Origin of the sequence: Streptomyces sp. NPDC021225 (genome assembly GCF_044332865.1) — a bacterium.
Taxonomy (GTDB): domain Bacteria; phylum Actinomycetota; class Actinomycetes; order Streptomycetales; family Streptomycetaceae; genus Streptomyces.
In genome coordinates this window covers 542899-564290 of record NZ_JBIRPV010000005.1, presented here as the reverse complement: position 1 = coordinate 564290, position 21392 = coordinate 542899, and the positions used below count along the sequence as shown (strand labels likewise).

The window sequence follows — 21392 nt, the reverse complement described above, 5'->3', positions numbered from 1 at the left end:
CGTGCGGAGCGGACGGGCGCCGGGCCATCGGTCAGCGGCGGGTGATCCGCGGGTCCCAGTCCTGGGGGGTGTCGTTGTAGCGGTAGCCGGTGAGCGGGGTCTTGATGCGCCCCGTCGGGTCGGTCAGCACCAGCCGCTCGCCCCAATCGCGTGTGCAGCGCCGATCCGGCGGGCACTCCCAGCGCACCAGGCGGTCGTTGTCGGCCCAGGCGAGTGCCATGCCGCTCGACGGACCAACCGTCCGGTGCGTCCCCGTCTCCTTCACGGTCGCCGTCCACCCGTCGCCCACCGTGTAGTAGCGCCCGTCCGGCGACAGGCTTGAAGGCGCCGCGTCCAGGCCCTCGTACGGGGGGGCCTTCTCTTTCGCCCGTCCTTCCAGGTCGTACCACGTCTCGATGGCGCCGCCCGGCGGTCCCAGCACCACCAGCAGCGTGCCGTCCCGGCTCCACCGCACGTCGATACGGCCGACCCCGACGAACCCGTCGTCCATGTCGACGCCCATCGGACGGTATTCCTTCCGGCCCGAGTCGACGTCGACCAGGTAATAGCCGGTCCTCGCATGGGGCGTGAACCGATCGCGGGCGGTGGTCTCGATATCCGGATAGCCGCTGTACGTAGTGACCGCCAGCCGCTTGCCGTCCGGCGACCACTGCACCCCGCCCGCCTTGTGCTCCAGCGGGATCCACTTCGTCACCTTCCCGGTGTCCAGATCGAGGATCCCGACGCGGGACGCGGGCAGCGTCTTCTCCAGGACGGCGGCCTGCTTCATGCCGGGGGCGACATCCAGCCAGCCCCAGTTCGTCTTCTCGTAGCGCTGCGTCCGTGGGCTGTAGAGATGCCAGGTGTAGGTGGTCCGCTTCATCCCGTCCTGGTTGTGGGTCTTCCGGTCCGCCTGGTACGCGGACACCGCGACGTCCCCGGCGGCGATCAGGTGGCGCGGCGGCGACTCGCCCGGATACGCGGACACGTCGCCGGTCATCATCCGCCCCGGCCCCGAATGGCCGGGCTGATCGCGCTCCGCCAGCTCCGGCACCACCACCCCGCCCGCCAGCAGCGCGAAGGCGGCGGCCGCCACCGTCACCGCGGTCGCCCGGCGCCGGCGGCGCCGCAGCAGGGCCCGCCCCGCCAGGTCGGCCCCGACCGGGGGTGTCCTCTCGTCGGCCCACTCGTGGAGGGTGTCCCGCACCAGCTGTTCAGCGTTCACTTCCACACCTCCACAGGTGAGTTGCCGAATCCGAGGCCGCCGCCGGGCGCGGCGGCGGGGTCCAACTCCGGTACCAGCGCGCGCAGTTTGGCCAGCGCCCGGTGCGTGGTGCTGCGGACCGTCCCCACCGAGCAGCCGAGCAGCTCGGCCACCTCGCCTTCGGGGCAGTCCTCGAAGTAGCGGAGCACCAGCATGGTGCGCTGACGCGCCGTCAGCCGGGCCAGCGCCCGGCGCACCAGGATCCGCAGCTCGGCCGCGTCGGCGGCATCCTCGCGCCCGGCGGCGTCGGGGAGTTCGGCCACCGTGGTCTCACGGCGCGTGCGCAGCAGCCGCCACAGGCTCACCTGCTGCCGGTAGAGCACCTGCCGCAGATACGCCTCGGGGCTCTCCAGCCTGCCCCAGCGCCCCGCCGCTTTCGCCAGCGCCGTCTGTAACAGATCCTCGGCGGCGTGGGTGTCGCCGCCGGTCAGGAGGGTCGCCGTGCGCATCAGCGCGGGCGAGCGCGCCGCGACGAATTCGCGGAAGCGGCGCTCTTCCTCGTCATTCATGGTTCCCCGTGATCGGTCGTCTTCGTCTCGCGGTCGTCTGTCACCTCCTTGGACGTGTGCGGGGCCGCCCCGCTATGTCGGGTCCGTCAAAAAAGTTGGAGACCCGGCTGCCGCCCGCGCGCCTCGAAGTCCAGCAGCCGCCGCTTGCGGTCGATACCGCCGCCGTAGCCGGTGAGACTGCCGGTGGCGCCGACGACGCGGTGGCAGGGGACGATGATGCCGACCGGGTTCTTGCCGTTGGCCAGGCCCACGGCCCGGGAGGCGGTCGGCGAGCCGAGGCGGTCGGCGAGCTGCCCGTACGAGACGGTCTCGCCGTACGGGATCTGCCGCAGCTCGGACCAGACGCGGCGCTGGAACGGTGTGCCGGACAGCCGCAGCGGCAGGTCGAACTCGGTCAGCTCGCCCGCGAAGTAGGCGCGCAGCTGGCGGATGGTCTCGGCGAACGGGGACTCGTCGGGGTCGCCGGGGGCGCCGAAGGTCTCCTCGGCCGGGCGGTGGCGCTGGTCGGTCATATAGAGCCCGGCCAGGGCGTCTTCGTCGGCGACCAGGGTGAGCGGCCCGTACGGGCTGTCGATGACGGTGTGGGTGCGGGACATGGTGGGTTTCTTTCGATTCCTGGTTGCTTACGGTTCCGGGTTTCTTGCGGTTCCGGGTCGCTTACGGTTCGGGCATGTAGTTGATGGGGTGGTCGTCGGTGGCCCACAGGTACTGCACGGCGTACGCGCGCCAGGGCCGCCACCGCGCCGCGTACCGGGTCAGCGCCCCCGGCGTGGCGGGCAGCCCCAGCCCGGTGGCGGCGCGCCGCACCCCGAGGTCGGTCGGCAGAAACGCGTCCGGGTCGCCGAGCGCGCGCATCGCGATGACCTCGACGGTCCACGGCCCGATCCCGGGCAGCTCGGTGAGGCGCGCCCGCGCCTCGTCCCAGTCGCTGCCGACACCGAGGACGACCCGGTCCGAGGCGAGCGCGTCGATCAGCCCGATCAGCGTGGCGCGGCGGGTGCGCGGCATGGCCAGCGCCTCGGGGTCCAGGCCGGCCAGGGCTTGCGCGGTCGGGAAGAGGTGGGTGAGCCCGCCCGACGGGTCCTCGATCCGCTCGCCGTGCGCCGTCACGAGCCGGGCCGCGTGTGTACGGGCCGCCGCCGTGGACACCTGCTGTCCGATCACCGCGCGCACCGCGAACTCGTCGGCGTCCACCGCACGCGGCACCCGCCGCCCCGGTGCCTTGTCGACCAGCGGGGCGAGGTCGGGGTCGGTGCGCAGCAGCTCGTCGACCGCGGTGGGGTCGGCGTCCAGGTCAAGCAACCGCCGGCATCTGCTGATCGCCCCGGCCAGGTCGCGCATGTCGGTGAGGGACAGCTGGCAGGCGATGTGGTCCGGCTCAGGGCGCAGCGCCACGACCCCGTGCCCGTACGGCAGGCGCAGCGTGCGGCGGTACGCGCCGCCGCGCCACTCCTCCACCCCGGGCACGGCGGTGGCGACCAGGTGGCCGAAGAGGTTGTCCGGGCACAGGGGCGCCCGGAAGGGCAGCCGCAGGGTCAGCGCGCCCGGCGCCGCGGGCCGCCCGCCGCGCTTGGCCCGCTGCCGCAGCTCGGTGGGCGAGAGCGCGAAGACCTCGCGGACGGTGTCGTTGAAGGCCCGGATGCTGGCGAACCCGGCCGCGAAGGCGATGTCCGCCATCGGCAGCCCGCTGGTCTCGATCAGTAGCCGCGCGGTCTGCGCGCGCTGCGCCCGGGCCAGGGCCAGCGGGCCCGCGCCGAGCTCGGCGCGCAGCTGCCGCTCGACCTGGCGCGTGCTGTAGCCGAGGCGGGCGGCGAGGCCCGGCACCCCCTCGCGGTCGACGACCCCGTCGGCGACCAGCCGCATGGCGCGGGCGACCAGGTCGGCGCGCTCATTCCACTGCGGCGAGCCGGGGCTGGCGTCGGGGCGGCAGCGCTTGCAGGCCCGGAAACCGGCCTGCTGGGCGGCCGCCGCGCTCGGGTAGAAGCGCATGTTCTCGGGCTTGGGGCCGACGACCGGGCAGCTGGGGCGGCAGTAGATGCGCGTGGTGACGACCGCCACGAAGAACCAGCCGTCGAAGCGCTCGTCCTTGGCCTGCGCGGCCCGTAGGCACCGGTCGGTGTCGGTATGCATGACTCCAGCATCGGACATCGGGAGGGGCGGGGCTCGCGAGAATCCGACATCGAGGTCGGAGCCGCCCTCGACGGGTTCGCCCGCCTTGCCGAGCTACGGCGCATTGGGGTGAAAGGGCAGACCAGCGGCGCTGTGATCGGCATCATGGGAGGGTGACGGACTACGCCGAGATAGTGCTTGCCGACGACACCTCCGTACGCCTGGAGCTGGCCCCCGTGGGCACGGCCCCGAGCGGCGGACCCGGCGGCGAAGCGGGGGGCTCGCGGCCCGGCAGACCGGGCGGGATCGGCGGCGTGGGCGGGGTGACGCCGGTGGGGCGCGGGTCGCGGGCCGCGGCGGCGCTGGCCGCGGAGGGGCTGCGTACGGTGCTGCGGCCGCTGGGCCCCCTGCTCCAGGAGGTGCACGACGCGGTGTGCGCCGCGCCGAACCCGCCCCACGAGATCAATGTGCAGTTCGGTGTGCAGGTGGGGCAGGACCTCAAGCTGGGCATCGTGGGCGCCAACGGACAGGCCAGCCTGACCGTTTCGGCCACCTGGCAGCTGTCCGGTGCGGATGGCGGTCAGGGGGCCGGCCAGGCGGCTGGCGGCCAGGGGGTCGGCGGCCAGGGCCAGGTCGCCGCCGCCGGGCCGGGCAACGGCTCCGGCCCCGCCGCCTGAGCCATGGGGTGGTTCCACACCCGCGGGCCCTCCTCGCGGCCCGCGGTCTCCGTCCTGGCCGAGGCCGACGGCGAACCGGCCGGCTCCGGAGTGCTGCTCCCCGGCCGGCACCTGCTGACCTGCGCGCATGTCGTCAACAGCGCCCTGGGCAGGCCCGATCCGCTGGCCTCTGACCACCCGGGCCCGGTCACGGTCCGGGTGCGGATCATCGCCCCGGGGGTCACCGTCGAGCGCGAGGCCGAGCTGACGGCCTGGATCCCGCCGCGGACGGACGACGGCGGGCTCGGCGGCTACGAATGGAACGGCGATCTCGCGGTGCTGCGCGTGACCGGGGCGCTGCCGCCCGCGTTCCAGCCGCCGCCCTGGCACCCCATGGTCAAGGAGCAGCGGGTCCGCGCCTGGCACGGCAGCGGGGAGCCGGGCGTCTTCGCCGACGCCGAGGTGACCAACTGCGACGGCCGTTTCGGCTACTTCGACGGGGGCGTCCGCTCCCTCGACATCGAGGAGTCCTACAGCGGCGGGCCGCTGTGGACGAACGACGAGAGCGCCGTCGTCGGGCTCGTCACCGCGAAGCTGGATATTCGTGGGGGTCCCGTGCGCCGCGCCTGGGGCATCCCCTGGCAGCGCGTCCGGCGGGAGCTGGACGACAGGGGGCTGGCCCATCTCGCCGCCGGTCCCGAGGACGGCGTGCGCGATCACCCCGCCTACTGGGAGCTGGTCACCCTGCTGGACGGGCCGCTGCCCGCGGTCGATGGCTGGGCGCGCTGCGGGCGGGCCGTCGCCCGCCAGTGCGGCCTCGGCCACCGCGCCGACGGGGCGCCGTCGGCCGAGGAGTTCGCCCGACTGCTGCTCACCCATGAGCGGGCGCTGCCCGCCCTGGTGGAGGCGGCGCGCCGCACCGCTCACGAGTTGGCGGACCAACTGCTGGCCGTGGCAGGCCGACACGGGCTGGCTCGGCTGCTCTCGCCCCATGAGTACAAACGGCTGGTCGAGCACATTGACGCGCTGCCCGCGCCCGCGGCGGCCCGCGTCCCCGCCGCCGTACGGGCTGCGCTGCCGCTGGCCGCCTTGCCGGCAGCGCTGTTCAACGGCGGCGGGAGCCACGCCGCGCTCGTCGAACACCTGGAGACACTGCACGGCGACATCGCGTCGGCCCCGTACGGCGGTGTGGCCGTGCCGAGGCTGCTGCGTGCCGTCGAGTACGTGGCGGCGGCCTGCTCCCGGGCCGGTGGAGGGGACACGGCACTGCGGCAGTGGTGCGACCGGGTCGCCGAGCGGCTCGGCGTGTCCGAGACGGCTCTGTTGGACCGCCGCAGGGACGCCGCGGACTGGGCGAGGAAGTGGCGGCTGAACCCGCCGCGCGTGCTGGTCGAACTACGCGCGCTGCCCTCCCGCGAAGACGGCGCCGAGCGCTATCGCATGCGGCTGTGGTGCGACGACGGATCCGGCCCGCAGCCGGTCTCGGAGCAGGACCAGCGGCCGCGGACATCGGGCGAAGTGGCCCGGGAGATCCTGGCGGTCGTCGGTCCGCTGCGCCGGGCGGACGACAGTGTGCTCCCGGTCGTCGAACTGGTCGTGGACCGCGACTCGCTGGAGCTGCCCCTCGACGACTGGGAGGACCCGGACCAGCCGCTGCCGCGGGTGCTCGGCGCGGAGTACCCGGTGGTGGTCAACTGCCCCGAGCTGCGCGAGCGGGGCGGCGACGGGATCCTGTCCGACTGGCGGGAGCGGTGGCGGCGGCTGGACAGCGAGGAGCCCCTGCACATCGATGACGAGGCGGCCGAGAGCCCGCGGGCTCTGTACGGGCTGCTGATGGAGCGGCGGTTCGCGGGCCGGGCGAACATCGTGGCGTCCGGGCAGCGCCGTTCCGCCGCCGTGCAGACGTGTCTGGCCGCGGGTGTGCCGGTGGTGCTGTGGGACCGCGGCGACAAGCCCGGCTCCCCCGCCCTCGGCCACTTCACCGACCCGCGCGGGCACTTGCCGGAGCAGGTGCGGATCTACCGGGCCATGGCGCTTCAGCGCCCCTTGACCTGCCCCGGCCGCCCGGTGCTGGCGTGGGCCGACCCCGCCCTGCTGCCGCCGGACGGCGCGGGGCGGCCGGTGCCGGAGGAGGAGCCCGAGGAGCTGGTGGTGGGCGGGACCCTGTCGCACATGGCCACCGACGGGCCCTCCCTAGTGGTTATCGAGGAGACGCCTTCGCGCCTGCGGCCGACGTGGGTGCGTCTCGGCCTGGAGTCGAGGTCTCTCCCGACGGAAGCGGAGAGTCTCGACGAGCCGCCGCCACCGGGAGCAACTGGGCCCCCGTCGGACGATGTGTGGTCGGACGGCTCGGCCGACGAACGGGTGGTGGACCCATGGCTGTCCGTGGACCCCGAGCCCCCGCCGCCCGACACCGGCGGGCCACCGCCGAACGCCGGCCGGCCGCTGCCCGTGCTGGAACTGGCAGACCCGACCGACTCCGACCCGGAGGATTTCGCATGGTGACCACGTACGACGACTGGCGGCTGTTCCACGGAGACGGCCGACAGCGCCCGGTCGAGATGCCGCCCGCCCCGCCCTGGCGCACCTTCGGCCCCGTCGCGCCCGACGGCGGCCCGGCCGAGGGCCCCGCCCCCACCCGGCCGTACCTCATCTCGCCGGAACACGCCGACGTGGTGAACGCCGCGCTGCATCTGCGCCGCCCGCTGCTCGTCACCGGCCACCCGGGCACGGGCAAGTCCTCGCTGGCGCGCGCCATCGCCCACGAGCTCGGCCTGGGCGAGGTCCTGCACTGGCCGGTCAACAGCCGCTCCACCGTGCAGGACGCCCTCTACCGCTACGACGCGATCGGGCGGCTGCGGGAGACCGCGCTCAGCCGCGACCGCGGCGACGCCGAGCCTCCCCTGGGCAGCTTCGTACGGCTCGGGCCGCTCGGCACGGCGCTGGTGCCCGGCCCGCGCCCCCGCGTGCTGCTGGTCGACGAGCTCGACAAGGGCGATGTGGATCTGCCGAACGACCTGCTGACGGTCTTCGAGGAGGGAGAGTTCGAGATCCCGGAGCTGGCCCGGCTGCCCGAGGAGCAGTCGGTGGTCGAGGTGCTCACCGAGCGCGCGGAGGAGCGGGCCACGGTACGGCGTGGGCGGCTGCGCTGCCAGGAGTTCCCCGTCGTCGTGATCACCAGCAACGGCGAGCGGGACTTCCCGCCCGCCTTCCTGCGCCGCTGCGTACGCCTGGAGCTGCCCACCCCCGACGAGGCCAGGCTGCGGGAGATCGTCACCGCGCATCTGGGCGAGGACGCGCTGGACGACGTGGACCGCCTGCTGGAGGCCTTCCTGCGCCGCCGCTCCGCCCGCCAACTGGCCACCGACCAGCTGCTGAACGCGGTGTTCCTGCGCGCGAGCGGCGTGGACCTGTCGGCGGACGGGCTGCTGGACGCGGTGCTGCACCGGCTGGGCGGGGTGGTGTGACCCGTGGCGGGGGAAGGTCGGGGCGGGCGAGGGCCGGAGGCGCTCGGGCAGCTGGATGACGCGCTCGCGATCCTGTCGGACAGCGGGGCGGAGCTGTCCCAGGAGCAGCTGCTCGACGCGCTCTGGCTGGCCACGCGGCTGCCAGCTGGGGCCGCCAGGACGGGGGCGCCGCTGGAGCGCGCCCGTACGGCCGCCGGGGCCGTCCCCAGCACCCCGGCGCCGGGCCCCGCCGCCTCGCCCCCGCCACGGCCGGACGCTCCCACCGTGCCCTCGCCGACGTCACGGCAGACGCCGTCACAACAGACGCCGCCACGGCGGACGCCGTCACGACAGAGCGGGCCGGCCGGCGGCACGAGCGGTCTGTACGGCGCGATCGAGGCGTCCCCCGCCCCCGGCGCTCCCCCGCCGCCCGCCACGCGGCGCGCGCTGCCGCTGCGCGTGCCGGAGGCCAAGGCGCTGCGCGCCGAGCTGCCCATCGGCCGGGCGCTGCGCCCGCTCAAGCAGCACCGGCCCAACCCGCTGAAGCGGGAGGTGGACGAGGTCGCCACCGCGACGGCGCTCGCCGAGACCGGCCTGCCTGACGTGGTCACCCGCCCGGCCCGCGAGCGCTGGCTGGATCTGGCGCTCGTCGTCGACGACGGGATGTCGATGCTGCTGTGGCGGCGGCTGGCGGTCGAGCTGCGCACCCTGCTCCAGCGCGCCGGGGCCTTCCGCGTCGTACGGGTCCTGGGCCTGCACACGCGGGGCGGCGACGCGCCCGTGCTGCGCGCCAAGCCGTACGTCCCCGAGGCGCCCGTCCTCCCCGTCACTGCCGTGTCCGACCCGTCGGGGCACTCGCTGGTGCTGGTGCTGAGCGACGGGGTGGGCGCGGCGTGGCGGGACGGCCGGATGTCCGCCGTACTGGAGCGCTGGGCGGGCCACGGGCCGACGGCCGTGATGCACGCGCTGCCGCCGCGCCTGTGGGAGGGGACCGGGATCCGCGCGCAGCGCTGGCAGGTGCGCACCCGCAGGCCCGGTTCGCCGGGCGCGGACTGGGCGGTCACCGACCCCGTCCTGCCCCCGGAGCTCGCGCGCTTCGACGGCGTCCCGGTGCCCGTCCTGGAGCCGGACGCCGGGCCGCTCGCCGACTGGGCCCGGCTGATCGCCTCCGCGAGCGGCACGGCCGTACTCCCGCTGCTGGCCCCGCCACGCCCGCGCCGCCCGGCCGCCGCGCCGCCCGGCCCTGCCAGGCCCGGGGACGACCTGAGCCGTCTTCTGCGCTTCCGGGAGGCGGCCTCGCCGGAGGCGTACCGCCTGGCGGCCCACCTGGCCGCGGTCGCTCCACTGCCGGTGCCCGTGATGCGGCTGGTGCAGGAGGCGGTGGAGTGGCGGGCGGACACGGGACATCTGGCCGAGGTCTTCCTCGGCGGGCTGATGCGCCCGGCCGAGCCGCCGGCCTCGGCGGGCCCGGGGCCGTTCCCGCCGCAGCACCGCCCCTTCACCTTCACCGACACCGTCCGGCGCGCGCTGCTTGGCGCCGTGCCGCTGCCCGAACTCGACGAGACCCGCGAGCTGATCGGTCGCCGTCTGAAGGAACTCGCGGGCAATTCCCCCGACTTCCCGGCCTGGCTCGCCCACCCGTCCGGCGCCGACCACCTCCCGGCGCGGGCCCGGCCCTTCGGCACGGTGGAGCAGCGGCTGGCGGCCCGGCTGGGCGCGTCGCCGGTCGCGAGGGCAGTGTCACTGCCGGCGCACCGCTGGCGTCCGCTGAGGCCGGAGGACCCGCGCACCATCGGTCCGTACACGCTGCGGATGGCCGACCCGTCGGGGTTCCGCGTCACCACCTACATCGGGGACGAGGACGCGTACGGCGAACAGGTCGTCATCCACACCGCGCTCACGGCGAACGGGCCGCAGGCGGCCGACCTGCTCCGCGTGCAGGCGGAGGCGCTGCGCCGGATGGACGGCCGGTACGCGGCGAGGCTGCTGCGGCAGGACCTGGACTGCGCGACGCCATGGATCGCCGAAGAGCCCTTCACCGCGGAGCGGCTGAGCGAGGTCCCACTGAGCGGCGACGGAGACCGGGCCTTCGCGATCGCCCGGCAACTCGCGGACGCGGTGCGGGTGTGCGCCGCGGAGGGCATGGCGCACGGGGACCTCCGGCAGTCCACCGTCTATGTCTCCGACGACGGGCTCTACCTGACCGCCTGGTCCGCGGCCTGCGTCGACGGCGTCCCGTCACCGGCCAACCCGGTCCTGGTACCGGCCCCCCAGGACAACGTCCTCGAGCTCGCCCAGATCCTGCTGAACCTCGGCGGCGGGGCCCGGTTCAGCGGCTCGGAGGTGGCATACGACCTGTCGCACTGGCGCGGCCCCTGGCGGTCGGTGCGCCATGTGGTGCTGGCCGCTCTGGCGCCCGATCCGCGCGACCGGCCGACGGCGCGGGAGGTGTGGGAGGCCTTCGGAGGGTCCGATCCGGCCACACCGCCGCCCGTGCCCGTGTCGGAATCCGCCCCGGAGCTCAGCAGAGAGCAACGGGCCCATGGCTGGACGCCCCTGTCGGACCAGGACCCTCGCCGGCTCGGCCCGTTCACCCTGCACGGCCACGTCCGCACCGACAACGGCACGACCGCGTATCTCGGACGGGACCCCAACGGGGAGTCCGCCGTGCTGCGCACGATGGGCTCTAGGACCAAGCGGCGGAGCACGCTGCTCGCTCTGAGTACGGAAGTAGAGGCACTGCGCCGGATGGCGGGCCGATATGCGCCGAGACTGCTGGGGCAAGACCTCGAAGGCGAACCTCCGTGGATCGCCGAGGAGCTGATCGTCGCCCCCGACGGCTCCCCGGCCCGCACCCTCACCGCCCTGCTCTCCGACGGCACGGCCGACGGATGGGACGCGCGGACGGCGGCCATCCTCGGTATGCAGTTGGCGGAGGCGGTGAGCGTCTGCTCGGCCGAGGGGATGGAGCACGGCCATCTGACGACGGACACGGTGCTCATCGTCGACGGTACGGTGAAGCTGATCGGTTGGCAGACGGCCGTCATCCACCAGGAGTACCCGTCGCTGAGCAGGCATCTCACGCTCGACGACGACATCTACGCACTCGGCGAGATCCTGCTAGCCCTGGGCGGTGGTCAGCTGACCACCGACGAGCGGCTCGGGATCAACATCGTCGGGGAGTCCCGTTGGGAGGGCACGGCCTGGGTGCCGCTACGGACCCTGATTGCCGCCTGCATGTTCACCCCGCCCCGGGAGCGGCCGACGGCACGCACGGTCGCGCACGCCTTCTCCCAGGTAATCGGGCATACGCAGCCCAGCGACGGCGGCGAACCGGAAGGAAGGCCCGAGCCGATTCGTACTCCCTCGGCCTCCGGCCACCGGATCGCGGCGCTCGGTCTCCGCGAGGGCACCGATGACGCGGCCAGGACCATCCTCGCGCTCGGCTGGGTCTTCGCCCGGACACTGCAGCAGCACGCCATCGCGGTCGATGTCGGTCCGGGCGCGGGCCACCTCACCCGCCTCTCACGGCGCGGGATCGGTGCGCGGCTGAGCGATCTGGCCAGGCAGCTGCCCGGTCTGTTCGCTGTCAGGAACCTTCGGTTCACCTCGCGGGCCGACGACAGTCTCACCATCCTCACTTACAACCCCGCTTCCCGCGGCCGTCCCATCGAGGACGCCGCCTACCGGCGCGTCATGGACACACTCGGCATGCGGTACCCGCTCGCGCTCATCCACGCGGCAGCGAGTCCGGCCGCCAGTGAGACGGCGCTACGCGCCCTCGACGCCTCCGATCAGCTGATCCTCGTCTGGTCGGCGGAGCACAGCGGACCGCCGAGCGACGCCGACGCGACCTTCGACCGGCTCAGCGCACAGGGCCACACGGAGCTGCTGCGCCGCAGCATCGTCGTCGTCACGGACATGCGCCCCGACACCGTCAAGACCACGCCACACGGCCGCGTCCTACCTCACTTCGACGGCAGGTGCCGCGCCGTGGTGCTGATCCCCTACGACCCCCACCTGGCGGGCGACCAGCAGCTGGACCTCAACGCCCTGCACCCGATGACCGTCCACGCCCTCTGGGACCTGGCCGCCCTCCTCGCCGAGGGCTTCACCCCACAGGACGGCGGTCCGCCGGGCTGACCAGCCCGGACGGGGGAAGCGTACGGGGGTGCCACCGGCCGGTGCCGGGGGCGCGCTGCGGAGGGCCTATGGTGTACGCCATGTCGTCCACCGACCTCATCCGCATTGTCTCCCGCTCCTCCCCCATGGCCCTCGCGCAGGTCGAGCGGGTCCGCGCCGAACTCGCCCAGCTGCGACCCGGCATCCGTACCGAGGTGGTGCCGGTCACCACCTCCGGCGACCGGTGGATGGGCGACCTGTCGGCGCTCGGCGGGAAGGGCGCGTTCACCAAGGAGGTCGACGCGGCGCTGCTGGCGGGCGAGGCCGATCTGGCGGTGCACTGCGTCAAGGACGTGCCCGCCGACCGTCCGCTCCCCGCTGGCACGGTCTTCGCGGCCTACCTCAAGCGGGACGACATCCGCGACGCGGTGGTGCACCCGGGCGGGCTGACGCTCGATCAGCTGCCGGAGGGCGCGCGCGTCGGCACCTCGTCGGTGCGCCGTATCGCGCAACTGGCCGTCTCCCACCCGCATCTGGAGTGCGTGCCGATGCGCGGCAACGCCAACCGCCGCCTGGAGAAGCTGGACGCGGGCGAGGCCGACGCGCTGCTGCTGGCCGTGTCCGGGCTCGAGCGCATCGGCCGCACAGACCGGATCAGCGAGATCCTGCCCGTCGAGACGATGTGCCCGCCGATCGGCGCCGGGGTGCTGGCGCTTCAGTGCCGCGAGGACGACACCGCGACCATCGACGCGGTCTCCGGGCTCGGCGACGCGGACGCCTGGAAGGAGATCACGGCGGAGCGCATGCTCCTGCATGTGCTCCAGGGCCACTGCAACTCCCCCATCGCGGGTTACGCCAGGGCCGAGCGCGACGGCCGGCTCTCCCTGCGCGCCCGGGTCTTCAGCCCGGACGGCAAGACGGTGCTGGACGCGCACGAGTGGGCCGGCCCGCTGGACCCGGCCACACTCGGCACCTCGGTGGCGGTGGCCCTGCTGCGCCAGGGGGCGCGCGAGGTGATCGACACCATCCCGCACTGAGCGGCCACTGAATTTGTGGTGAGTATGAGACGGCGACACGCCGACGGCGCGGCGTGTCGCCGTCTCATACTCACCACAAACGTCGCGAGCTACGCCTCAGGGATGCGCACCGCGCGCCCCGTCACCCGCACGCGCTCGTCGTCGGGCCGGATGTCCACCACGAGATCGCTGGGGCGCCCCATGTCCTCCCCCTGCCGGATCCGCACCCGCACCGGCTCCGACACCAGCCCGAGCGCCCGCAGATAGCCGCCGAAGGCGGCCGCCGCGGCGCCCGTGGCCGGGTCTTCGACGACGCCGCCGGGCGGGAACGGGTCGCGGGCGTGGAAGTCGAAGCGGTCCGCGGACTCGCGCCACACCAGGTGGACGGTGGTCCACCCTTGGACCCGCATCAGCTCTTCCAGCGCGTCGAAGTCGTAGTCCAGGTCGGCGAGCCGCTCGCGGGTGGCGGCGGCGAGGACGAGGTGGTCGTTGCCCGCGAAGGCGATGTGCGGCGGAAGGGCCGGGTCCAGGTCGTCCCGGGTCCAGCGCAGGGCCTTCAGCGCCTGCTCCGTGACGGCCTCGTCGGCCGGGCGGGAGTGCGTGGGCGCGCTGGTCAGGGTGGCCTGCGGGGCCGTACCGGCATCGCCGCCCCCGCCCTCCCCTCCGCCCAGGGTTGTCGCCACGCGGATCTCGCCCGCCATCGTGTCGAAGACCAGCTCGCCGGGGCCGATGCGCTCGGCGAGCGCGACGGCGGTGGCGATCGTGGCGTGGCCGCAGAAGGCAACCTCGGCGCGGGGGCTGAAGTACCGCAGCCCGTAGCGGCGCGCGGCCTCGTCCCCGGCCGTGATGAACGCGGTCTCGGAGTAGCCGACGTGGGCGGCGATGGCCACCATCGCGGCGTCGTCGAGGGCCCCGGCGTCGAGGAACACCCCGGCGGGGTTGCCACCGGAGGGGTCGGTGGTGAAGGCGGAGTAGCGGAGGACGTGGTCGAGCGCGCTGTCGGTGCTCTGTGCGGTGGTCATGGAGTAACCGTGTCACCGCCTCCCCCATCGCGTCCAACGATTGTTTTCGCTCACGTCCATCGAGAATCTCGATACACCCAGGTAGGATCGGATGCCGATGGACACCAGACTTCTGCGCACCTTCGTGGCCCTGGCCCGTACCGGCAGCTTCACCTCCGCTGCCACCGAGCTGCACCTCGCCCAGTCCACCGTGACCGTCCAGATCCGCTCGCTGGAGCGGGAGCTCGGCACGCGCCTGTTCGACCGGCTGCCCGCGGGCACGACGCCGACCCCGTCCGGGCGGCGGCTGCTCGAGGAGGCCGAGCGGGTGCTGGACGCCGAGGCCCGGCTGCGGGCCACCGCGGCGGCCGGGAACGGCGAGGGGGCGGACGGCGCGGTGGAGGGGCAGGTGGCGCTCGGCGCGGGAGAGTCGCTGTGCTCGTCGCATCTGCCCCGGGTGATCGCCTCGCTGCGGCGCACCCACCCGGGCGTGGACGTCCATCTGCACACGGCCGACACCGCCACGGCCATGGAGGGGCTGCGCTCGGGCCGGCTCGACCTGGTGCTCCTCCTGGAGCCGGAGATCGACGCGGCCGACCTGGTGACGCGGCCCATCGCACACGAACCGCTGGTGTACGTGGCCGCGCCCGGCCACCGGCTGGCCGGGCGCGAGGCGGGGTGGGCGGAGCTGGCCGGGGAGAGCTTCTTCGTCCACGAGGAGGGCTGCTCGTACAGCGACCGGCTGGCGCGCTCCCTGCTCGCGCTGCCCGGCCCGCCGCCCCGGCTGACCCGGTTCGGGAGCATCGAGGCCGCCCGCGCCTGTGTGGCCGCCGGGCTCGGGCTCACGCTGCTGCCCGAGGCGACCGTGGAGCGGCAGCTGCGCGACGGCCTGCTGGCCCGGGTCGACGGGCCCGCGGTGCCGCCCGTGCCGGTGCAGCTCACCCGGCACCGCAGGCGCTGGACCTCGCCCGCCGCCCAACTGGTCGCCGACGAGCTGACGCGTCTCCTCGGAGACGGAGACGGCTAGCGGTCCGTCAGTGGTCCTCGGCCGCGGGCTCCAGCACGAAGACGGGGATCTCGCGGTCCGTCTTCTTCTGGTAGTCGGCGTAGTCGGGGTACGCCTCGACCGCGCGCGCCCACCACTGGGCCTTCTCCTCCCCGTGGACCTCGCGGGCCGTCATGTCCCGGCTCACCGTGCCGTCCCGCAGCTCGACCCGGGGGTCGGCCACGACGTTGTAGTACCAGACGGGGTTCTTGGGCGAGCCGCCCAGCGAGGCGACCGCGGCGTAGGCGCCCTCGTGCTCCACCCGCATGAGCGGGGACTTGCGGATCTTGCCGGACTTCGCGCCCCGGGTGGTCAGGAGGATGACCGGCAGCCCGCGGATCGACATTCCCTTGGTGCCACCAGAGCTCTCGATCCGCTCGACCTGATCGCGCACCCACTTCTCGGGGCTCGGCTCGTACTCACCCTGTAGAGGCATGGCTTCCTGTCCCATCGTCGGTTCGGCCACGGCTTTCAGGGTGCAACGCCGGGCCGCGGCTTCAGCATTCCGGCGGGGCCGGGGTCAGTCGCGGCCGCTCAGCCGCCGCCACACCGCCCGCGCCGCGTGGTGCCCGGACATCCCGTGCACCCCGGGCCCCGGCGGGGTGGCCGAGGAGCACAGGAAGACCGACGGGTGCGCCGTGGCGTACGGGACACGCGCCAGCTTGGGGCGGATCACCGTCTGGAGGCCCGCGAAGGCGCCGCACGCGATGTCGCCTTCGACGTAGTTCGCGTTGCGCGCGGCGAGCTGCGGCGGCCCGGCCACCGCGCGCGCGAGCACCAGGTCCCGGAAGCCGGGCGCGAAGCGCTCTATCTGCCGCTCTATGGCGTCGGTCGCGTCCCCGTCCCAGCCGCGGGGCACATGGCCGTAGGCCCAGAAGACATGCTTGCCCGCCGGGGCGCGCGAGTCGTCGACCACGCCGGGCTGGGCGGTGATCAGGAAGGGGGTGTCGGGGGCGCGCCCCCCGGTGGCGGCCCGCAGTGCGGTGGCGATCTCGCCGGCGGTGGGGCCGACGTGGACGGTGCCGGCCCGCCGGGCCTCCGGCGCGGTCCAGGGCACCGGGCCGTCCAGGGCGTAGTCGACCTTGAAGACGCTGGCCCCGTAGCGGAAGTGGTGGTACGCGTGGCCGAGCCCGGCGATCCGGGCCAGGGCGGTCGGCGAGGTGTCGAAGATGTACGCGCGGGCGGGCGGCAGTTCGTCGAGCCGCTTGACCTCCACCCCCACATGGATCGCGCCGCCCTGCTCGCGCAGATACGACCCGAGCGCGTCCGAGATGGCCTGCGAGCCGCCGCGCGGGACCGGCCAGCCCACCTCGTGGCCCGCGAGCGCGAAGAACAGCGCGAGGCCTGCCGTGGCGATGCCGCTGGTCGGGGAGATGGCGTGGCCCGCCATCCCGGCGAGTATCGCGCGCGCCTTCTCGTCGCGGAAGCGGCGGCCCAGGAGGGTGACGGGCTGGATGGCGTGCAGCCCGAAGCGCGCCCAGGTCAGCGGGTCGGCGGGCACCCCGTCCCACGCGGTGCGCAGAAAGTCGCGGGCGAGGGTGTCCCACTTCCCGATGTACGGGGCGACCAGCCGGCGGTACGTACCGGCGTCGCGCGGACCCAGCGACATGGCCGTCTCACCGACCGAGCGGGCCAGGACGGCGGCGGTGCCGTCCGGGAAGGGGTGGGCCAGCGGCAGCTCGGGGTGCAGCCACTCCAGGCCGTGCCGGGCGAGCGGCATGGCGCGGAAGGCCGGGGAGCCCACGCCCAGCGGGTGCACCGCGGAGCAGGGGTCGTGCCGGTAGCCGGGGAGGGTGAGCTCTTCGGTGCGCGCGCCGCCGCCGATCGTGTCGGCGGCCTCGAAGACCTCCACCGCAAAGCCGCGGCGGGCCAGTTCGACGGCCGCGGTCAGCCCGTTCGGCCCGGCACCCACCACGACCGCGTCGAGCATGGACGGCACGTCGGCTCTCCTCCCCGTCCCGAGGGTTTCTGAGGATCGGTCAGCCGGCGACCCGGTCGGCCGGGGCAGCCAGCAGGCTCAGGATATGCCGTACGGTCGCCGCGTCCCGCGCCGCGGTGAAAGGAAGCGCGTTTCCGCCCGTGATGCGGAACGAATCGCCGGTCAGGGTCGCGCTCGCGCCGCCCGCCTCGGCGACCAGCAGCAGCCCGGCGGCGTGGTCCCAGACGTTCTCCCAGGTGAAGGCCACCGCGTCGAGCTGGCCCCGGGCCACGTTCAGATACTCGAGCCCGGCCGAGCCGCACGGGCGCGGCGCGACCCCGGGTGTCCGCAGTACGGACAGGGCGCGCTTCTCGTCGTCGGTGGTGAAGTCGTAGTGGGAGATGGCGACTTCGAGATCCCTGCCGGGCTCCGGGTGTCCGGCGCGTATCGGCTCGCCGTTCAGCACCGCTCCCCCGCCGCGGCGCGCGACGGCCATCTGGTCGAGGGCCGGGGCGAGGGTCCACGAGGCGAGCACCTCGCCGTGGTGGGCGAGGCTGACGAGGGTCGCGAAGCCGGGGTCGCCGTGCACGAACTGCCGGGTGCCGTCGACCGGGTCGACGATCCACACCGGCGCGTCGCCGCCCAGCGCGCCGAGCACGGCCGGGTCGGCGTGCACGGCCTCCTCGCCCACCACGGCCGAGCCGGGCAGCAGCGCGGTCAGCGAGGCGGTCAGGTGCTCCTCGGCCAGCCGGTCGGCGACCGTCACCAGGTCGTGGGGGCCGTTCTTCTCCACGATCTCGTGGTCGGCGAGCTGCCGGAACCGCGGCATGATCTCGGCGGCGGCCGCTTTGCGCACCGCCTCCTCGACGTCGGACAGATCACCGGCGAGAAACTGCTCGATCATGCCCTTATCGAACCATGCCCCGGCGACGGCCGGTGTCCACGCGGCGGCCATGGGATGGCCGCCGCGTGAACGACCTCAGCAGCAGGTGTGGTGGGCGTGCTCCTCACGGTGCCACCAGTACTGCTCCCGGGCGGGGCCCTGCGGTACGTCGGCCACCTCCGCGGAGGCGGAAGCGGTCCGTACGGCCGCGGCGCTACGTGCGGACGCCGTGCCCGTGGACGCGGCCTTTGCGGACTTCCCGCCGGCCAGGTCGTCCACCGAGTGCACCACACCCCCCAGCACCACGCGCCGCACCGCCGCGGCCGCCTTGATGTCGCTCAGCGGGTCGCCCTCGACCAGCACCAGGTCGGCGAGCTTCCCCGGCTCCACGGTGCCCATCCGCGCGCTCATGCCCAGCGTCCGCGCGCCCTCGACGGTCGCGGAGCGCAGCGCCTGGTGGGGGGTGGCGCCGTAGCGCACCATGGCCTGGAGGTTCAGGTGGTAGTAGATGGCCGGGGGCACCAGCGGGCTGTCGGTGCCCACCCCGACGTGCGCCCCGCCCTCCAGCAGCCTGCGCACCGTCGCCCCGTGCCGGGCGACGAAGGCCAGCAGGTCGGTGGGGACCGTCTGCCGCGCGTCCGCCACGCCCGTACGGAACTCCTCGTACTCCGCCTCGCTCATCAGCGAGGTGAGCCGCCGGTCGCCGACCGCCCACTCGGCGTAGCGGTAGAGCGCCGCGCGGGTGGCGGGCAGTCCGGCGCCGGACAGGCCGAAGGTCGGGGTGAAGGACATGCCGGAGGCGATCAGCGGCTCGGTCATGTCGTCGTAGGCGTGGCCCAGGTGGGTCTCCTTCTGGCGGCGGCCGTAGCGGCTGGTGCCGCCGAGGTGCTCGGTGCCGTCGGCGCCGAGGCCGAGCGGGCCGAAGAGGTAGTGCGAGGTGGCGCGCATCCCGCGCCGGTGGCCGCCCCGGATGGCGGCGCGCTGCATCGCGTACGGCAGCCGCACATACGTCTTGACCAGGTCGTGGCCCAGCGCCTCGGCCTTGTCGAGCTCGCGCTCCAGCTCCTCGGTGTCGGTCACGGGGCGGCCGGAGGAGTAGTAGATGCGCGAGCCGTCGATCAGATCGCCGGCCGCGAAGACCCGGGGGCCGACGCGGCGCCCGGAGGCGGTGGCCTCCTTGGCCTCGACGGCCGCGTAGTGGGCGGTGCCGGGCGAGCGCACCGCCGTGATGCCGAAGGACAGCCACAGCTTCATGGTGTCGGCCCGCTGCCAGGGCCCGTGTTCATGGACGGCGATCAGGCCGGGCAGCGCGGTCAGGTGGCGGGCGTCGACGGTGCGGCCGCCGGTTCCGGCGCGGACCGATCCGCGCGCCACCACGGACTCGATGCGGTCGTCCTTGATGACGATGTCGACGTCGTGGCGCAGCGACTCGCTCGTGCCGTCCCACACCGCGCCCACCTGCACCACCGTGCGGCCGGACGGCTTGGCGGGGCGCCAGGTCAGCTTGACCGGGACGGTGCGCGCGCGGCCCGTGCGGGCGTCGGCCAGGCGCAGCCTGCCGTTGGAGAGGTAGAGCAGCGAGCTGGAGTCGGCGCTCCAGCTCGGGCAGTCGGCGGTCTCGCCGTTCAGCCGGCGGGCGGTCCCGGTCGGCCGCCCGGCGGCGTCCAGGGCGCTGAGGTGCAGGGTGCCGCCGACGACGTACGCGGTGTGCTTGCCGTCGGGCGAGTGGACGGGCCCGGCGTCGATCCGGTTGACCAGGGACTTGCCGGGGACCGGGTCGTCGTAGTGCGCCTCGCCGCTGGCCAGGTCGACGGTCAGGACGCGGTTGAAGCCCTCGCGGTAGCGGGCGGTGACGGGCGCCAGGGCGGCCAGCGAGAGCTTGCGGCCGTCGGCGGAGAAGGTGGGCCTGCCGGGCGCGTTGAGGGGGCCCGCGACCTTGCGTACGGCGCCGGTGGCCACGTCCACGGTGTGCAGGGTGCCCGACCCGAGGCCGAAGGCGACGCTCGCGCCGTCGGGGCTGAACGTCGGTCCCGAGGCCGCGTCCTGGAGGTCGGTCAGCCGGCGGGTCGTGCCGTCGGCGATGTCGTACGTCCACAGGTCGACGGCGCCGCCGTTGCCGCTGCCGCCTCGATCGCTGACGTAGACGAGGGTGGAGCCGTCGGGGGACCAGGCGGGGTCGGTGTTCAGGTGTCCGTCGGAGACGACGGCCTTGGGCGAGCCCTTACCTCTGAGCGGGCTCGCAGGTGCGATCCAGATGTCGCCGAGAGCCGCGAAGGCGATCCGCTCGCCGTCCGGCGAGAGGGACGGGGAGACGATGCCCTTGACGGGGCGGGGCGCGGTGGAGGCTGGGGCTGCGTCGGCGTCGCGGGCTGCGGGCCGCTCCTGGACGCGGGGGACGGTGAGGTGCGCGGCGAAGGGGATGTCCTCCGCCTTGCCGGCCTGTGCCTTGCCGCCGGGGACCTTGCGGCGGCGCACCTTTCCGTCGGCCGTGTAGAACACCTCGTCCTTGGACGGCCAGCGGGCCGCGAACGGAAAAACGTCCTCCGCCGGGTCGGACACGGTCCGGCCGTCGACCACGAGGGCGGTGGCGGCCGAGGCGAGGTGGACATAGGCGAAGCGGGAGCCGTCCGGCGAGAAGGAGGGGCCCGCCACCCGCCCCTCGGTGACGGCGACGAGCGTGGTGCGCTTGCCGTCGGCGTCGACGCGGACGATGGACTGCGGGGCGTCGCCCTTGCCGCTGGTGAAGGCGATGGCGGTGCCGTCCGGGTGCCAGAAGGGCTGCGCCTCCTGGGCGGTGGCGTCCTTGCCCGGCGCCCACACCTTGGTGGCGCCGCTGTCGAGGTCGAGTACGTGGATCGCGTACCGGCCGTCCGCCTCCCCGGCGTAGGCGATCCGCTTGCCGTCCGGGGAGAACCGCGGCTCGCGGTGGTCGGAGGCACCCTTGGTGAGCTGCCGGGCCCCGGTGCCGTCGGCGCGGGCGAGCCAGAGGTGGAAGTTGCCGTCGGTGTACGACTGGTAGACCAGGTGGCGGCCGTCGGGCGAGAAGTCGGGCTCGGTCGCCTCCTGGTCGATATCGGTGAGCCGGCCCGCCTCGCCGCCCTTGGCCGGGACCGTCCAGAGCAGATTGAGCAGATCGAGGACGACCGTCCGGCCGTCCGGGGAGAGCGCGGCCGAGGCGTTGGTCGCCTGGGTGACGGTGATCCGCCGGGTGGCTTCGTCCGCGGCGCTGCCCGTGCTGTCGGCCTTCTCTCCGTGCTCGGCCGCGTTCGCCGCCGGCGCGAGCCCGGTCAGCCCGCCGCTCAGCCACAGACCTCCGGCGCCGGCAGCCGCCTGCCCGCCGCGCCGGATCAGCTTTCTGCGTGATATGCCCACAGCCGTACCCTCCGCTTGAAGATCACGATCTCGCCGAACCTAAAGGCAGGGTCAAGCGGGGGAACAGCCCGC

At 74.3% G+C, this 21392-nt stretch carries 15 protein-coding genes; 6 read left to right on the top strand and 9 right to left on the bottom strand.

Translation table 11 applies throughout. From position 1 onward, the window contains the following. Positions 1-31: 31 nt before the first annotated feature. The 4 genes from ACH4S9_RS24640 to ACH4S9_RS24625 all read right to left on the bottom strand — a co-directional run bounded on the left by ACH4S9_RS24640 (position 32) and on the right by ACH4S9_RS24625 (position 3882). Entirely contained in the window at positions 32-1204 is a 1173-nt protein-coding gene (locus ACH4S9_RS24640) for a TolB family protein (RefSeq protein WP_398373856.1), read from the bottom strand. Next, positions 1201-1752: a SigE family RNA polymerase sigma factor gene (locus ACH4S9_RS24635; protein WP_398373855.1), complete on the bottom strand. Its 552-nt coding sequence runs from the start codon at positions 1750-1752 to the stop codon at positions 1201-1203. Before ACH4S9_RS24635 ends, ACH4S9_RS24640 begins: the two co-directional genes overlap by 4 nt. Before the next feature lie 86 nt (positions 1753-1838). After that, entirely contained in the window at positions 1839-2348 is a 510-nt protein-coding gene (locus ACH4S9_RS24630; RefSeq protein WP_398373854.1) for a methylated-DNA--[protein]-cysteine S-methyltransferase, read from the bottom strand. 61 nt (positions 2349-2409) lie between these two features. Continuing rightward, the gene (locus tag ACH4S9_RS24625) at positions 2410-3882 is read right to left on the bottom strand and encodes an AlkA N-terminal domain-containing protein (RefSeq protein ID WP_398373853.1); all 1473 of its coding nucleotides are present in this window, start codon (positions 3880-3882) and stop codon (positions 2410-2412) included. A 152-nt stretch (positions 3883-4034) separates the two neighbouring features. Here ACH4S9_RS24625 and ACH4S9_RS24620 point away from each other — a divergent pair, with 152 nt between their 5' ends. The 5 genes from ACH4S9_RS24620 (at position 4035) to hemC (ending at position 13122) form a co-directional block, all read left to right on the top strand. Beyond that, positions 4035-4538 (top strand): CU044_2847 family protein, encoded by a 504-nt coding sequence (locus ACH4S9_RS24620; protein ID WP_361193971.1) that lies wholly within the window; start codon positions 4035-4037, stop codon positions 4536-4538. 3 nt (positions 4539-4541) lie between these two features. Further along, entirely contained in the window at positions 4542-7022 is a 2481-nt protein-coding gene (locus ACH4S9_RS24615; protein ID WP_398373852.1) for a trypsin-like peptidase domain-containing protein, read from the top strand. Further along, complete coding sequence (locus ACH4S9_RS24610) at positions 7016-7984, top strand: AAA family ATPase (RefSeq protein ID WP_398373851.1); 969 nt, start codon at positions 7016-7018, stop codon at positions 7982-7984. Before ACH4S9_RS24615 ends, ACH4S9_RS24610 begins: the two co-directional genes overlap by 7 nt. Before the next feature lie 3 nt (positions 7985-7987). Then, positions 7988-12106, top strand: coding sequence for an SAV_2336 N-terminal domain-related protein (locus ACH4S9_RS24605; RefSeq protein WP_398373850.1), 4119 nt, complete (start codon positions 7988-7990; stop codon positions 12104-12106). Between the two features lie 80 nt (positions 12107-12186). Continuing rightward, positions 12187-13122 (top strand): hydroxymethylbilane synthase, encoded by a 936-nt coding sequence (gene hemC / locus ACH4S9_RS24600; RefSeq protein ID WP_398373849.1) that lies wholly within the window; start codon positions 12187-12189, stop codon positions 13120-13122. Between the two features lie 89 nt (positions 13123-13211). Here hemC and ACH4S9_RS24595 read toward each other — a convergent pair whose 3' ends face one another. Then, on the bottom strand, positions 13212-14123 hold the full coding sequence (locus tag ACH4S9_RS24595) for a PhzF family phenazine biosynthesis protein (RefSeq protein ID WP_398373848.1): 912 nt from the start codon (positions 14121-14123) through the stop codon (positions 13212-13214). Positions 14124-14220: 97 nt separating this feature from the next. Here ACH4S9_RS24595 and ACH4S9_RS24590 point away from each other — a divergent pair, with 97 nt between their 5' ends. Beyond that, the gene (locus ACH4S9_RS24590; RefSeq protein ID WP_398373847.1) at positions 14221-15129 is read left to right on the top strand and encodes a LysR family transcriptional regulator; all 909 of its coding nucleotides are present in this window, start codon (positions 14221-14223) and stop codon (positions 15127-15129) included. A 7-nt stretch (positions 15130-15136) separates the two neighbouring features. Here the strand turns inward: ACH4S9_RS24590 and ACH4S9_RS24585 are convergent, their stop codons facing one another. From ACH4S9_RS24585 to ACH4S9_RS24570, 4 genes are all read right to left on the bottom strand, one after another. Next, positions 15137-15583 (bottom strand): nitroreductase family deazaflavin-dependent oxidoreductase, encoded by a 447-nt coding sequence (locus tag ACH4S9_RS24585; protein ID WP_311723846.1) that lies wholly within the window; start codon positions 15581-15583, stop codon positions 15137-15139. 84 nt (positions 15584-15667) lie between these two features. Then, a complete protein-coding gene (locus tag ACH4S9_RS24580; protein ID WP_361188631.1) occupies positions 15668-17077 on the bottom strand; it encodes an NAD(P)/FAD-dependent oxidoreductase in 1410 nt (469 codons plus the stop codon). Between the two features lie 49 nt (positions 17078-17126). Next, positions 17127-17969 carry an inositol monophosphatase family protein gene (locus tag ACH4S9_RS24575; RefSeq protein WP_311723388.1) on the bottom strand — a complete coding sequence of 281 codons (843 nt, stop codon included), beginning with the start codon at positions 17967-17969 and terminating at the stop codon, positions 17127-17129. 75 nt (positions 17970-18044) lie between these two features. Next, positions 18045-21320: an amidohydrolase family protein gene (locus ACH4S9_RS24570; protein WP_398373846.1), complete on the bottom strand. Its 3276-nt coding sequence runs from the start codon at positions 21318-21320 to the stop codon at positions 18045-18047. Positions 21321-21392 lie beyond the last annotated feature (72 nt).